Annotated in this window: 12 protein-coding genes and 2 tRNA genes; 9 read left to right on the forward strand and 5 right to left on the reverse strand. The window is 54.0% G+C overall.

Annotation, left to right across the window (positions count from 1 at the left end; all coding sequences use genetic code 11):
• The first annotated feature begins 92 nt into the window (after nucleotides 1–92).
• The 6 genes from HEQ61_RS01015 to HEQ61_RS01040 all read left to right on the forward strand — a co-directional run bounded on the left by HEQ61_RS01015 (nucleotide 93) and on the right by HEQ61_RS01040 (nucleotide 2499).
• The gene (locus HEQ61_RS01015; protein WP_168019219.1) at nucleotides 93–509 is read left to right on the forward strand and encodes a DUF192 domain-containing protein; all 417 of its coding nucleotides are present in this window, start codon (nucleotides 93–95) and stop codon (nucleotides 507–509) included.
• A gap of 212 nt (nucleotides 510–721) precedes the next feature.
• A tRNA-Pro gene (locus tag HEQ61_RS01020) sits at nucleotides 722–798 on the forward strand.
• A 57-nt stretch (nucleotides 799–855) separates the two neighbouring features.
• Nucleotides 856–1155 carry an ETC complex I subunit gene (locus HEQ61_RS01025; protein ID WP_209315576.1) on the forward strand — a complete coding sequence of 100 codons (300 nt, stop codon included), beginning with the start codon at nucleotides 856–858 and terminating at the stop codon, nucleotides 1153–1155.
• Nucleotides 1156–1159: 4 nt separating this feature from the next.
• Nucleotides 1160–1236: transfer RNA gene (locus tag HEQ61_RS01030), tRNA-Arg, on the forward strand.
• 273 nt (nucleotides 1237–1509) lie between these two features.
• Nucleotides 1510–1803: a hypothetical protein gene (locus HEQ61_RS01035; protein ID WP_168018784.1), complete on the forward strand. Its 294-nt coding sequence runs from the start codon at nucleotides 1510–1512 to the stop codon at nucleotides 1801–1803.
• 417 nt (nucleotides 1804–2220) lie between these two features.
• Nucleotides 2221–2499: a hypothetical protein gene (locus tag HEQ61_RS01040; protein ID WP_168018786.1), complete on the forward strand. Its 279-nt coding sequence runs from the start codon at nucleotides 2221–2223 to the stop codon at nucleotides 2497–2499.
• A 226-nt stretch (nucleotides 2500–2725) separates the two neighbouring features.
• Here HEQ61_RS01040 and HEQ61_RS01045 read toward each other — a convergent pair whose 3' ends face one another.
• The 3 genes from HEQ61_RS01045 to HEQ61_RS01055 form a co-directional block, all read right to left on the reverse strand.
• Entirely contained in the window at nucleotides 2726–3346 is a 621-nt protein-coding gene (locus HEQ61_RS01045) for an NUDIX domain-containing protein (protein WP_168018787.1), read from the reverse strand.
• 19 nt (nucleotides 3347–3365) lie between these two features.
• The gene (gene parA / locus HEQ61_RS01050; RefSeq protein WP_168018788.1) at nucleotides 3366–4016 is read right to left on the reverse strand and encodes a ParA family partition ATPase; all 651 of its coding nucleotides are present in this window, start codon (nucleotides 4014–4016) and stop codon (nucleotides 3366–3368) included.
• 331 nt (nucleotides 4017–4347) lie between these two features.
• Entirely contained in the window at nucleotides 4348–5400 is a 1053-nt protein-coding gene (locus HEQ61_RS01055) for an RluA family pseudouridine synthase (RefSeq protein ID WP_322099160.1), read from the reverse strand.
• A 52-nt stretch (nucleotides 5401–5452) separates the two neighbouring features.
• Here HEQ61_RS01055 and HEQ61_RS01060 point away from each other — a divergent pair, with 52 nt between their 5' ends.
• The gene (locus tag HEQ61_RS01060) at nucleotides 5453–5797 is read left to right on the forward strand and encodes a hypothetical protein (RefSeq protein ID WP_168018790.1); all 345 of its coding nucleotides are present in this window, start codon (nucleotides 5453–5455) and stop codon (nucleotides 5795–5797) included.
• Between the two features lie 52 nt (nucleotides 5798–5849).
• On the opposite strand, the gene HEQ61_RS01065 is transcribed toward HEQ61_RS01060, so the two are convergent.
• Nucleotides 5850–7415 carry a DEAD/DEAH box helicase gene (locus HEQ61_RS01065; protein WP_168018791.1) on the reverse strand — a complete coding sequence of 522 codons (1566 nt, stop codon included), beginning with the start codon at nucleotides 7413–7415 and terminating at the stop codon, nucleotides 5850–5852.
• 345 nt (nucleotides 7416–7760) lie between these two features.
• Nucleotides 7761–11261 (reverse strand): indolepyruvate ferredoxin oxidoreductase family protein, encoded by a 3501-nt coding sequence (locus HEQ61_RS01070; RefSeq protein ID WP_168018792.1) that lies wholly within the window; start codon nucleotides 11259–11261, stop codon nucleotides 7761–7763.
• A gap of 425 nt (nucleotides 11262–11686) precedes the next feature.
• Between HEQ61_RS01070 and HEQ61_RS01075 the strand changes: the two genes are divergently transcribed.
• Together HEQ61_RS01075 and HEQ61_RS11445 are read left to right on the forward strand one after the other, a co-directional pair.
• Nucleotides 11687–12112, forward strand: coding sequence for a hypothetical protein (locus HEQ61_RS01075; protein WP_168018793.1), 426 nt, complete (start codon nucleotides 11687–11689; stop codon nucleotides 12110–12112).
• 113 nt (nucleotides 12113–12225) lie between these two features.
• Complete coding sequence (locus HEQ61_RS11445; protein ID WP_168018795.1) at nucleotides 12226–14889, forward strand: glycosyltransferase family 2 protein; 2664 nt, start codon at nucleotides 12226–12228, stop codon at nucleotides 14887–14889.
• Nucleotides 14890–14961: the final 72 nt, after the last annotated feature.

Consider the following 14961-nt stretch of genomic DNA (forward strand, 5'->3'; position numbering starts at 1 on the left):
TCTTGTTCTGTTTTATCAGCATGTTGATTGCAGATATATGCCATGCCACAGGTGTTTCAGGAGATGGTGTTCAGTCAGGGGGAGATCCAGAGATGCCCTATGTTCCCTTGTATGTTTCAAGCGGGAACCAGAGGCACCGGTTCGATGTGCAGGTTGCCGATACGCCAGCACGCCAAGCTATCGGTTTGATGTTTCGTCGTGAACTTGCCCCTTCACGGGGGATGCTGTTTGATTTCTCGCCGGGGCGTGTTGTTCGTATGTGGATGAAGAATACACTTGTTCCCCTGGATATGGTTTTTACTGATCGGGGAGGCCATATCCTCTGGATTGAGGATATGGCCGAGCCAGGCTCCCTTGTTCCCCGTGGCCCTTCGGTGCCCGTTTTTGCCGTTCTTGAGCTTGTCGGGGGCACGTGTTCGCGGTTGGGTATCCGTGTTGGCGACAAGCTTTCGCATGATCTCTTCAAGCTTGCTCCCGTACACCCGGAAGCGTCTGTACGGGAAAATTAGGGACTGTTTTCGCTGTTTGTTTCAAGAACAGGTGTACCCTTTGGTTTTGCAGACTGGTGCAACGGGATGACGAAAGACTAGGCCGGAACGTTGCCTTTTGGGGCCTGTCGGGTGGTTTTCTTTTCTTTCCGTCAGTTGTCGGCCCAAAGCATGGAGATAGTTCTTGCACTGTTGGACGATTCGCCTTAGTTTCCCGGCCTGCCTTGGCAGGTCGGGGCGTAGCTCAGTCTGGTAGAGTGCTTGCTTTGGGAGCAAGATGCCGGGGGTTCGAATCCTCTCGCCCCGACCAACAAGGCCCGTATGGTGCGGGATCTTGGTTCACGGTTTCAGTGTTTGTGAGGTTGTTATGCCGATAAACGCCCGAATCTACAGACCAGCAAAAAATGCAATGCAATCCGGTTACGGTAACAGCCGGGGCTGGATTCTGGAGTTTGAGTCAGAGGCTCCCGTTGTTCACGATGCTCTTATGGGGTGGAGTGGATCGTCCGATACACGAAAGCAGGTTCGCCTGCGCTTTGATGATCGCGACTCCGCTATCGCCTATGCCCGCAGGAATGGCTTTGTTGTGCGGGTGGATGAGCCAAGAGAACGCAATATAAAGCCAAAGTCCTATGCGGATAACTTTGCATTTGGCAAGGTTGGCTGACCGGGCGTCCTTAGCTCAGCTGGATAGAGCAGCCGCCTTCTAAGCGGCCGGTCGGAGGTTCGAATCCTCCAGGGCGCGCCAAGACAGATAGACACCGCTCCAAGGCATGGAGGGTGTCTATTTTTTTATATTCATCGTTAGCAAATCAATCTTGGATCATGTTCGCCGGTTCCTTCGTATCAGGGCCGGGCTGAATACGCATAGTCCTTATGTTCTGCGGGCCTTTTGCCTGTCTGGTGCGCTGTAGAGGGGACGTGCAATGTGAGGGAAGCAGAGGGCCAGCTGAAGAGGAACGGCCACCCGCTGCCAAGCCATGGGGGAGAACTTTTCTGCTCTTTTCGAGGGGTTAAGGCCATGGCCAAGATCGTCACACATGACTCGTTCCGTATTTTGAAGGCTTGTCGCAGCATTGAGGAGGCCAATGTGGGCATTATCAGCCAAGTAGAGCGTATGCACGCTGATGCCTCGCACGTTAAAAGCCGTCTGGGAGAAGCTGAAAGTGTGCTCCGTGATGTTGTGGAGCAATTCCGCAAGGCACAGGATCGTCTGCGGGATTCCTACCAGAATCACCTCCAGACGATGAAGTTGGTTGATGAGGTGATGGAAGCCAGCCCGGTTTTTGCCGAGCTGCGTAATGCAGGGAAATAATACAGTTACAGGGCGCGGCCGCCCGTAATGGGCGGCCGAGGGGAGTGATGTACAGTTTGGCATCCGGATGGGCCTCTTGGGGGCCCTTTTTTGTTCCTCGGCATGTAGTCTGCTGCCTATTCCTGATCGCTTGGAAAGCCTTTTAATCAGAAAAATCGTGGGGCAATGCCCTGATATAGCCATTTTTAGGCCCTGATCGCCGTTGCCCTGTTATTTCTTGTTGTGCACCGCACAAAATAATGCCAATATCGCAGCTGTCGGATTATGGAGTGAAGGCTCCATCTGTCTGGAAGGGAACGGTTATAAATGCTCTGTATCGTAATTGTGCGCTGCATGATAGAGATGTTGCCGGGTGTACCGTTGCGTTACGTGTAGATTTATGGTGATCCAAGCGCCTGTTTATGAGGGAGGGTTTGTATGTCTGCTACTCCAACAGCAAGTCATGCGTGGAACCTGTTTTCCTTGACCATGGAGAATCGCTTTGGAAATGCTTGGCGCAGCTTGGTGGAGCCAGACTCCGTTGCGGCCTTGGCTGAGGAGATAGCCGTTGGTTTCGGCGGTATGGTGGCTTCCGTGGATGATGAGCAGGATCCGCACGATGCCACGCTGTGGCGCTTTCCGGATGGGTCGTGCGTTGCAACGGGTGCTTTTGGCTTGCGTCGGGAAAGCCCGCTTCCTCGTCAGGTTGTATGCTGATTTGTCAGGGGAAACGGTCCTGTGTGGACGGGAAGGGCATTATCCGCGTTGTTGCCCCGTTCTGTCCATGATCCGTCGTATAGGGCAGAGTCTTTGTTTCCGGGCAAGTATGCGGCCATGGTGATCGCATATGCCGTTACCCCGCTGCTGCATGTCGTAACAAGCCTTGGTGCGTTTTCTTCCATCGACCTGTTTTTCCGGGTGTGTGCTCATAACGAGGCTATGTCTATTGCGCTCTTGCCAGTTTGTCGCGCGTAGCTTGGTGATTCAGCAGCAGCCACTGTAAGGCGATGAGTGTGGTGCCGTTGCTGATTGTGCTATCGCGCAGCATATTCTGTATTGATGCAACAGGGTGCACAACGACCCGTATATCTTCGCCTTCATTGGCCAAGCCGTGTATGCCTCCCGCCTCCGTTGAATCCACAGCACCGCACCAAAGGCTGACGGTTTCCGTGCAAATACCCGGCGTTGTGAACCATGTCTGGATATGAAAGAGTCCTTTTGGCTCAAGGCCCGTTTCTTCTGCACATTCACGCAGGCATACGTTTTCCAGCGTCTCCCCTTCCTCAATGACGCCGGCGACAACTTCCAGAAGCCAAGGGTTTCTGATGCCGGCAATATGGGGAGGAGCCCGGAATTGCTCGATCAGTACAACAGCGTCAGCCTGTGGATCGTAGAGAAGAACAGCGACAGCATGTTTGTGTTCAATGACATCGCGGACCAGAACAGGCCCTGTCTTTCCGGAAAACAACTCGTGACGCAAGTGGTAGCGGTTGACCTTGCTGTATGCGCGTAGAAGAGGCTCTTTCTCCAGTATTTCAACCTTGGACGGATACGACTCTGACATTGGTACTCCATTATTTCAGCTATACTTTTTTGGATGAAGCGGAGAGGTGGGACAAAATTTCCCGGGCCAGAGCCGATATTTCACGGGCGGCAAGGCTGCGTCGGGCTGTTTCCATCACGCCCTTGCCTTCCATCATTGACGAGGCAAAGGCAACGCGGTTGCCCAAGCGGTTCTTCGATACAACGACTGGAAGGCGGTTCAGGATGTCTGCTATTTTGTCGGACAGCTGGCCTTTTGGTGGGACGCGATTCAGGACCAGAAGAACCGGGGTTTTCTCGCGGGCTGCAATGTCAATGGTAGGCTCAATAGCCCACAGATCCATGGGGCTGGGTTGTACGGGCAGAATAACCAGAGATGCGTTTCGGATCACGATACGGACCTCGGATTCTGCATGGGGAGGGCTATCTATCAGGACAATATCGTGTGTCTGGCACAGCGTTTCCAGCTCGCTGCCCAAGCGCCAGCCAGGTACGGCAAGCAGAGTAAAGTCCCCTGCCGCGTTTGATGCTTCACGTGCGCTGTGCCACGCTGAAAGGCTCCCCTGAGGATCAATATCCACCAGTGCAACTTTGCGCCCTTTCTGCCGCCATGCGACGGCAAGCTGGGCTGTCAGGGTGGTCTTCCCGGATCCGCCCTTCTGTTGTGCGACGGTGATTATCTTGCCGGTCATCTTGGGCTCCCTGTGGCACCGTGGGAAAACGGCGTTGCATGGCGCTGTTCGTTTACCGAGTGCGCACGCAGTCATTGTAGCATGGGGATAATGCACCACAACGACAAGAATAATTGTGGATATGACAGGTCAAGAATGGAAAGGAATGAAAAACGTATGGGTGCGTAATAATTTCGTTCTTTGTTTGTTATGAAACGTATTATATATTATGTATACAATATATAATTGCGTGTATTCTTTGACAGAATAATGCAGCCTTGTTGCGATGCTGTTACGTGTGTTCTGCCGGTCTGGCTCTTTTGAATCGTGACTCCAAATGCAGTGGGCAACTTCAAAAGAAGTTTGCGCCACTCCCCAAGGCTACCAGTAATGCCTGCATATCCGCTGGAAGTATGGCTTCAAAGCGCATGAAGACCCCGGTTACCGGGTGTTCGAAGCCCAAGGTTCTGGCATGCAGGGCTTGTCGACGAAAGTTGGCAACAGCTGCCCGTGCATTCTCGTCATCTTTTCCTATACAGCGCGGTGACCCATAGACAGGATCGCCTATCAGGGGGTGGCCAACTGCATTCATATGAACTCTGATTTGGTGTGTTCGCCCTGTGGCCAAGCGGCATTCCACCAGAGCCGCCCGTTCATTGCACAGACGTGTCAGAGTCCGATAGTGTGTCAGGGCTGGTTTCCCCCCCTGCCGGACAATAGTCATCTTCTGCCGGTTGTGCCCGCTGCGCCCGATATTGCCGGTAATGTCACCTGATGCTGGTGTTGGGACGCCCCATACAATGGCGCGGTATGTACGCTCGATGGTTCGTGAAGAAAACTGCCTAGCCAGATGATGATGGGCTTGGTCGTGTTTTGCGACAACGATGAGGCCGGATGTATCCTTGTCCAGACGGTGTACAATACCGGGGCGGCGTATGCCACTGATTCCGGACAGGCTTTCCCCGGAATGGTGCAGCAGGGCGTTGACCAGCGTACCGTCTGGTACGCCAGCGCCGGGGTGCACGACCATTCCTGCGGCTTTGTTGATTACAACCAGATGGTCATCCTCAAATGCTATGGCCAGGGGAATATCCTGTGGAACGGGAATGGCAGGTGCAGTCTCTGGTATTGCCACGGTCACGGACTGATCATGTTTGACCCGCAGGGATGGGTCCGTTATGGTCTGGCCGTTTACCTGAATCTGTCCTTGCAGAATCAGTGACTTAATCCGGGAGCGCGACAGGTCCAGATGCGATGCAGCCAGCCAGCGGTCCAGCCGTTCTCCCGCGTCTTCCAGTGCTACAAGAAGTGTTGTCGGGCCTGATTCAAGATCTTCGCTGCACGTATCTTCATCTTCATACGAAGAAGGTTCGGGGGAATTGGGGTGGCGTGGTGGTTGGGTCACGGTTGGGCTCTGCAATGGGTTTGCATAAATTATGATTGGAGATAGCAGTATTATGAGGGCATTGAAAGCCTTGGTCCTAGCAATGGGCCTGTTCATTCTGTTAGGTGTTGCCCTGCTGGCTTACGGGTTGTTTGCCGGGGTTGGAAAACAGGAGCAGCACGATGAGAAAGCTGGAGAGCTGTTGCAAATCCCTGCGACCTCAGGGCCTGGTTTCGGAACAGTCAGTCTGGATGAGGGGCCAGATGCGGTTCTTGTACAGGCTATTCTTGAAGAGTCCGTACTTCTCGTCCGTGTTGGTGGCGGCGGAGCTGATCGCCTGCACGTCATAGACATGTCTTCAGGGCGGCGATTGGGAAAAATTGTTCTGCGTGAAGAGCATTCGACTCTGTCTGAATAAGATGGAGGAGGAGAAGCCCGGGATTGCCGGTCTTCTCCCCTGTATTCAATGATCAGGCCGGTTTGCGGTTCTGGAAGCGACGCTCCATGTTGCTGCGCCCGCCAAATCCTCGCTTCTGGCCGAACTCGCGGTCAGGGCCGCGCCGTTCGCCGCCAGAGCGGTCATCTGCATGGAAGCTGCGTCTTTCGCCCTGCCGGAAGGATTTGCCAGCGCGGTGTCCGTCCTGCGCCTGCTGTCCTTCGCGCGGGGGCCTCCTTCCACCTTCTCCTTGCGCAGGATCATTCCGGCGTGACGAGAAATGCTGCCCGTCATTCCGTGTGCGACCAGAGAAAGAGGCGCTACGGTCATCGCGGTCGCGTCCGGGGCGTGTACGTTCACCACCCGGTTTTCCTTGATGGCGCCCGCCGCCCGGGCGACCACCGCCACCCCCGCGCTTGGGGGGGGCAACGTAGCGTCCGCTGGCATAAAGGCTCGCTATGTCTGTATTGTGGAATGCGTGCTCCAGTTCCATCGGAACCTGCATCCGGATAGCCTTTTCGATAGACCGCAGATAGGCAATTTCCTCGTTGTCACAGAAGGACAAGGCAATGCCGCCAGCGCCTGCACGGGCTGTGCGTCCGATCCGGTGTACATAGCTTTCCGGTTCGTTCGGCAGTTCATAGTTGATGACGTGGGTTATTCCATCAACATCGATGCCGCGGGCTGCAATATCGGTTGCGACCAGCGCACGAACAATACCCTTGCGGAAGCCGTTCAGCGCTTTCTGGCGTGCACCTTGGGATTTGTCCCCGTGCAAGGCATCGGCTCTGATGCCCTGTTCGCTCAGATGCTCGACAACCCGGTTGGCACCGTGTTTGGTCCGTGTAAAGACAATAGCCCGGCTGACTTCGTTGCTGTTGAGCAGATCTGTAAGAAGATCGCGCTTGTCGCCGCGATGCACGAACAGGACGCGCTGTTCTATTCTTTCCGCTGTCGTGGACTGTGGTGCCACTTCAACGCGTACGCTCTCGCGCAGGTAATCCGTGGTCAGTTCTTCGACAGCGCGCGGCATTGTAGCCGAGAACAGCAGTGTTTGGCGATTGGGCGGCAGTCCCCGGAACAGGCGCTTGACATCATGGATGAAGCCCATGTCAAGCATGCGGTCCGCCTCGTCCAGCACAACAATTTCCGTTCCGTTCAGGCGAATTGTCCCTTGGTTGACGTGGTCAAGCAGGCGGCCGGGAGTTGCAACAAGAACATCAACGCCATTGGCCATGAAGCGTACTTGGGGGCCCATGCCAACGCCACCGAACACGACGGCCCGTTTCAGGCGCATGAAGCGCGAATAGGCGGCTAGGGAGTCCCCGATCTGCACGGCCAGTTCACGTGTTGGGGTCAAGATCAGTGCCCGGGCTGTTCGCGGGGCAGGGCGCATAGGGTTGCAAGCCAGGCGATGCAGGATAGGCAGGGTAAAGGCAGCAGTTTTTCCGGTTCCCGTTTGCGCAAGGCCCAGAACATCACGTCCTTCCAAGGCAGGAGGAATGGCTTTTCCCTGAATGGGAGTTGGTATGGAGTAGCCTTCTTCTTCCAGCGCTTTCAGCAGTCGCGGGTCAAGGCCAAGATCAGAAAATGGGGTCATGGTCGACGGAATTCTTTCAAAACAGGCCGCGCCCTGTCCGCATGCTCATGGCAGAAGGGGGAATGGCCACATAAAAAGGCGCCCCTGGGGCACGCAACCAGCGGGAGGAGAGGGAATTCAAGGCATATCGACGGCCGCCGCTTTGAAGCGGTATGCACATCTGCGCACAATCGCAAAGAATTCCTTGGCAATCACTGCCAAGCCGCCGAGGTGTAGCAGGCTAACAAAGTTTTTGCAATCCTTGATACGGGACGGGCCATTATTTCCGTGCATTAATGCCCTTCCAGATCTCGAGGAGGCATCTGGAAGGGCCTTCGAACATCCCTGGGGTGTTTCGTTATTGCCTTATCGTCCTTGATCTGTTTCCCGGATCTTCCAGATCAGGGATCGCCACTGTTCCCGTGCTTTTTCAATGCTTTTTTCCTTGATGTGCCCAAAACCCCGTATCTGCTCCGGAACGGAGGCTATTTTTACGGCAAGGTGAAGGGCGTCAGGATGCAGAGAGGTACAGACCTCACGGATATGATGACGGTACTCAGAAATCAGGGATCTTTCTGTCCTACGTTCCTTGGTGTAGCCAAAAGGATCAAGCCAGGACCCGCGCAGCATCTTGAGGCGGGCAAGGATGTTAAAAACAGCAAAAATCCATGGCCCGAATTCGTATTTGCGCGGCTTGCTGTCCGGACGTTTCAGCCAAACCAGGAGTGGAGGGGCCAAGTGAACGGATACTCTGGCGCTGTCTCCGAATGTCTGGCGAATGCGTTCACGGAATGTGTGGTCCGTATAGAGCCTGGCAACCTCATACTCATCTTTGTAGCTCATCAGTTTTGCCAGGTTGCGGGCCGTAGCCAGTGTCAGATCCCTCTTGCCTGAAATTCGTGCTTCCTTCTCTTCGACCTGCTTCACAAAAGAACAATACTCTTCTGCCCATTGTTCGTTCTGCCAATCGGTCAGGTGTCGCGTTGCGTTAGCTATGACCGTATCCAGGTCATCTGTATCCTGTTGAGGTTCTCTTCCCCGGTTGGCCATGGACTGGACATAGTCTGGATCAACCGCCGCCAGGCGACCCCACGCCAAGGCGCGGCGGTTGGCATCTATCGCAACGCCATTAAGCGCGATGGCCCGGTCCAAGGCTTCCAGGCTGACGGGGACAAGGCCCTTCTGGACGGCAAAGCCAAGCAGGAAAATATTGGCCATGATGCTGTCACCTGTCAGTGCTGTCGCTAACTGGCCTGCGTTGAGCCGCTGCACGTGATCGGCCCCGACACAGGCCTCAAGTATGGACAGAAGACGGTCGCCCTGTACGCTGAAATCCGGATCACGCGTGAAAGATCCGGTCTGGATTTCCAAGGTATTGCAAATAACCTGGCTGTACCCGGGACACAGGGTTCCCAGAGAGTCCGGACTGGTTGCCACAACCATGTCACAGGCCAGCAGGACATCGGCTTGCTCCCTGTCTATACGTGCCTGATTCAGGGCATCGGGTATCGAGGCAATGCGCACATGGCTGAGAACGCTCCCCCCCTTTTGCGCAAAGCCCATAAAGTCCAGAACGCTGGCTCCCTTGCCTTCAAGATGAGCTGCCATGCACAGCAACGCCCCTATGGTTACAACGCCTGTTCCCCCGACGCCAGTGACCAGAATTTCCCATGGTTTCTCAAGGACAGAGGGGCGGTGGGGTATCGGCAGGTTTGCCAGCCTTGCGGCCAGATCCGGTGTATCATCCACGCCCTTGGGTTTGCGCAGTTCAGCGCTGCGGATACTGACAAAGCTGGGGCAGAATCCATCGACGCACAGAAAATCCTTGTTACAGGATGATTGGTCGATCTGCCTTTTGCGCCCGGCAGGTGTTTCTACAGGTTGCAGGGACAGGCAATTGGATTGCATGCCGCAGTCGCCACACCCTTCGCAGACGGCTTCGTTGATCATCAGTCGTCTTGGTGGGTCGGCCAGAAGCCCCCGTTTGCGCTTGCGTCGTTTTTCTGCCGCACACATCTGATCATAGACCAGTACACTTACGCCCCGGTGTGTCGCAAGTTCCCGCTGTACCTGGTTGATATCGCGGCGATGATGGATGGTGACGCCTGGTGCAAAGTTCAGGGTGCGTGGATATTTATCCGGATCATCTGTGACAACCGCAATGCGCCGCACGCCTTCGGCATGAACCAGTCGCGTGATCTGGTCAACGGTTAGATTGCCATCGTGAGGTTGCCCCCCGGTCATGGCAACAGCATCATTGAACAGAATTTTGTAGGTCAGGGTTGTTCCTGCGGCAACAGCCTGTCTGAGGGCCAAGCTGCCGGAGTGAAAAAAGGTACCATCGCCAATATTCTGGAAGACGTGAGTGCGCAGGCTGAACGGAGCTTGTCCTACCCAGTTCGCACCTTCTCCTCCCATCTGGGTCAGGCCGCCGGTGTTCCGGTCCATCCAGCTGGCCATGAAGTGACAACCAATTCCGGCAAAGGCTTTTGCGCCTTCTGGGATCAGTGTCGAGGAGCTGTGCGGGCAGCCAGAACAAAAGTATGGAATTCGACGGATCTCGGACGGTGATTGGCCCGAGCCTGGCGGCGGAACGATTGCGGCAAGTTTGCTGTTAAGCTGTTCAAGGAGATCGGGAACGTAAGGGCCAAGTCGTTGGACAAGGATCGGAGCAATGCGCGATGGCCTTAACTCACCCGATGAGGGGAGAAGGTTTTGCCCCGCACCATCCGTTTTTCCTGTGATCAGGGGGGCATTTCTGTTCCCGTACAGGATTGATTTAACCTGTTCTTCGACAAAGCTATGCTTTTCTTCAACAACAAGAATTTCACGCAAGCCATGAGCAAAGCGCCGTATTGATTCTGGCTCCAGTGGCCATGTCAGGCCCGGGTACAGAATACGAATGCCGCGCTGTTGAAGATCGACCATTCCCAGTCCCAGGCGCATCAGGGATTCTTTCAGATCCGTAAATGCCTTGCCGGTTGCGATAATGCCAAACACGGCTTGGTCCTGATTGCCGAGGTACTGGTTCAGGGCAGGATTGGCCCGTGCAAAGGCCAGAACCGCTTCTTTTTTGGCAAACTGTCTTTCTTCCAGGCCGGGGCCTGGCATGTCGGGCCAGCGGTAGTGCAGTCCTCCGGGAGGCGCGATAAAATCATCTGGATTGCAGATATGCAGACTGTGTGGACTAAGCTCAATGGAGCAGGCGCTTTCCACAGTTTCGGAAATAGCCTTGAAGCCAACCCAGGTCCCGCTGAAGCGGGAGAGGGCCCACCCGTACAGGCCAAATTCCAGGTAGTCTGCTATATTGGCCGGGTGAAGGACCGGTACGTTCCATGAGGCAAATGCCTGTTCGGACTGGAAAGGCATGGATGAGCTGACAGCACCGTGGTCATCTCCGACCACCAGAAGAACACCCCCGTTTGGGGATGAGCCATATGCTGATCCTATCCTTATGGCATCGCCGGACCGGTCAAGGCCGGGGCCTTTGCCATACCACAGGGAAAAGACGCCCTTGACCCGGCTTTCACCACTGCTTTCAACCTGCTGCGTTCCAAGAATGGCGGTGGCTGCTAGTTCTTCGTTGACTGCAGGCTGGAAATGGATGCCTGAGGCCAAAAGCAGATTGCGGGCTTGCCAGAGTGCCTGGTCGTATCCTCCCAATGGGCTGCCGCGATACCCCGAGATAAAGCCCTCGGTTTGCAGGCCGGCCTGTAGATCCCGTCTTTTTTGCATCAGAACCAGGCGCACCAGGGCCTGGGTTCCTGTCAGCCAAACGCGCCCTTCCGTACGGTTATAGCGATCTTCAAGTGTGTATTCACGATCCAGTCCGCCAGCGCAGACCTCGGGGCCGGGGTTGTAGGTCATTTCATCCCTCGTTTTATCGTCCCTGTAACGCTTGGAAATCCGCGCGTCCAAAGCCGAATAGTTTTTAATTGTATGCAGAAATCTATTCTATCTTGCGGCGAATAATCAACCTCTCCTCGTTCAGGCTGATTTATATCTGGTTATGCGTTTTTCTCTCTCATCAGAGATATGCCGGGCATAATGGTTTCCGATCTGCTTGGTATGGGGATTCATTGTCTGACGTGCTTCCCGGTTTGCAGGGAGTGCTCTGACAGTTTTGTGTCGCTTCTGTTGTGAAACAGGAAAACCTATTAGGAACAGAGATTTATAGTGTATTGAGTTTTTGGGGATTTAGACTACCATGCAGCCTCGCCTGCTTCGGTGCGGGGATGTTCGTTTGGTCCTCTGGTGTGAGTGGGTGTTGCCTTGTTCAGGAATTCAGAAATATGAAAAAATCCCTGTGCGCTTTTGTCGTGTGTGTTGTTGTTTGTGCCCTTGGTTTTCCCGGCCTTGGTCTCGCCCGTAATGCGGATGATTCAAGGGATGGTGCTGTGCCTGCTTCGTCGGTACAGGTTGCAGCTTCTGGCAAGGATGGGGCAAAGGGAGCGCAGTCCCAGCGTGCGGCAAAAAAAACACCGTCTCCCGCTGTGTCTGGAGAGTGCGCATGGATTGGCAAAAGGGTCTTAAGTCTTTTATCCAGGGATGATGTGGATCAGGCCAACCGATTCATGAATTTTTATCGGTTGTTTGGTTGCAAGGAGAGTCATATTGGGCCATCTTTCCGTTGTGTGATTTCTGATGCATCTGCGGGAGCCCTGAATGCGGAGGATATGGCCGCCCGGGTTGACCGTTGCTGGAACAGCCCTCTTTAAGTTTGATCTTTGCCCGGTCCGGCTACGCTGTACTGTGCTCTTTTAGTAGTGCTCGGCTTTCAGTGCCCCGGAACCTTCGTGTTGGTTTCGGGGCTTTTTCAGGGTAAGGGACTGTGGTGCGTGTTTTCTTTGCCGTCCTGGTTGCAGCTTTCGTACACTTCCTTGTTTGGCAAGGGGCCAACGTTACCGTTGTGCCTCCCGATATCGTTGGTGAGCAGGGATTTGACATGCCGATCGATTCCCTGTCTTTCAGCCCGTTTCGTCCGGGAGATGATCCTGTTGCAGGAACATCTGTCAGCATAGACCGCATCAATCAGGATCTGGAACTGCTATCCCATTATACGCGGAATGTACGCCTGTATTCGTCTCGTCTCGGGTTGGAGAATGTTCCCGAGATTGCACGCAATTATGCCATGTACGTTACAACAGCGGCATGGTTGTCCGGTGATCTGGTCGAAGACCGGGCCGAGATAGAGCGGGCCATACGGCTCACCACGGGCAACTGGAATGTACGCTCGCTGTATATTGGCAACGAGGCCCTGCTGCGGGCTGAAATTACAATTGACGAGCTCATAGCCTATCTTCGGGAGACACGGGGACGCGTGAATGTTCCTGTTTCGACCGGGGAAACATGGGATGTGTGGCTGAAGTATCCGCAGCTTGTCCGCGAGGTTGACTTTATCGCGGCGCATTTGCTCCCGTACTGGGAAGGAGTGCCTTGGGATCAGGCTGTCAAGGTTGCGTATGAGAGGCTGGATGCCTTGAAGCAAGCCTACCCTGGCAAACGCATTATCGTTGCCGAATTTGGTTGGCCCAGCCAAGGTTATAACTTCAAGGCTGCCGATACGGGGCGTCATGTGCAGGCCGAAGTTATTCGTGGCTTTATTCGTGAAGCGCATCGGCGCGGTGTGGAGTACAACATCATCGAGGCTTTTGATCAGCCTTGGAAAGTCAATGAAGGTTCAGTCGGGGCGTATTGGGGCATTTTTGATTCCGCCCGGAACCTGAAGTTTCCTCTGGAGGGGCGTTTTGAGGTTCGGTATGACCGGGTTGCTGTGATCGCCTTGATCATTGGCGCATGCCTTACGATACTTGGCTTGCGTCGCCAGAAGCCAACCCTTTTGCACGCTCTTATTTATGCTTTGGCAGCCAATGGATTTGCGGCTGGTATTGCTCTGGCCGGGGCCTATCCTTTCACGAACTACATGAACTTTGGAACGGGGATCATGTGGTTTATGGGGGTGCTTATGGTTATTCCCCTTGCCATCATGACATTGGCAAAAGTTAACGAGATCAGCGAGGTTCTTCTAGGTTTAAAGCCAAAACGGCTCGTTCGTGCAGGTCAGGTGCATGGCGATGATGCGTTCTGCCCCAAGGTTTCTATTCATGTGCCGGCTTATCGCGAGAATCCGGCCTTGCTGATGCATACCCTGACTACGTGTGCCGACCTTGATTATCCAGATTTTGAGGTTCTGGTAATCATGAACAACACAACGGAATCTGAGTATTGGAGGCCGGTTGCGGATCATTGCGCATGTTTGAATCGCCAACTGGGCCGTGAAATTTTCAAGTTTATTTACTTGCCGCGTGTTATTGGATACAAGGCCGGTGCCATGACCATGGCCTATTCCTTTACAGCACCCGATGCCTCCGTTATTGCAGTTATTGATGCTGATTATGCTGTTCATCCGCATTGGCTCAGAGATCTTTGTCCTTGTTTCAAGGACCCTGAAATTGCCTTGGTACAGGCTCCACAAGATCACCGGGATGCCCATGAAAGTCTCTTCAAGTCGATGATGAATTGGGAGTATGCCGGTTTTTTTGATATCGGCATGGTACAGCGTAATGAGGATAACGCTATTGTTGCGCATGGAACAATGTTGATGGTGCGGCGTACGGCTTTTGACGAGGTCGGAGGCTGGTCCACAGACACCATTGTTGAAGATACCGAGCTGGGTCTCCGTTTGTTTGAAGCCGGGTACGAAGCGGCATACACAAATCGGCGATACGGCTGGGGAATGTTGCCTGATACCTTTGATGCCTTCAAAAAACAGCGCCATCGCTGGGCGTATGGTGCTGTACAGATTATCAAGAAGCATCGTCGGCATATGATGCCGAATTCCGAGACACTGACCCCGCAACAGCGGCGGCAGTTTATAGCAGGATGGATCTTTTGGCTTTCTGATGCGCTTGGCGTCATGGTGGCCATGCTGAATTTGGTCTGGGTTCCGATGATCGTTTTTGTCGGTATGGTTCTTCCCATGATGTCCTTGACGATTCCTATCCTGACCAGTTTTGCGATTAATATCCTTCATTGCTTTCTTCTTTACAGAAAGCGTGTAAGAGCGGCTGTGCCAGAAATTTTTGGAGCCGCTATCGCCGCTATGAGCTTGCAGCTTGTTGTCGGGCGTGCCGTATATACCGGTCTCGTTAAGGACAACTTGCCCTTTATTCGTACGGAAAAGGGGCGGAACAGCGCTCAGGGATCTGTGCAGAGCCAGTCCCGCTTTCGTGACAGTCCGGTTTTTGGTGAAAGCATTCTTGGGTGCTCTCTGCTTGTTGCGGCATCTGTTCTTTTTATCATGAATCCGCTTGATATTATGGAGCAGGATGTTTTTGCAGCAACCGTTGCTGTTCAGGCCATTCCGTTCTTGTCGGCTGTTATTATGCGGTGGATTGAAAAGAAGAGTGTGGGTAACCAAATTCCGCCTGTGGTAGGTGCCCAAGAACCTCCTGTGATTGCCATGGCCGATGAGCGAGATGAAATGGCGGTGTAACCGGTGTTTTTCTGTGTAATCATTGTGCAATCTACTTGAGCGTGTGAGCTTGATGTCGCTATCATGGCAGGA

Source organism: Haematospirillum sp. H4485 (assembly GCF_012102745.1).
In the GTDB taxonomy this organism is placed as follows: Bacteria; Pseudomonadota; Alphaproteobacteria; order Rhodospirillales; family Rhodospirillaceae; genus Haematospirillum.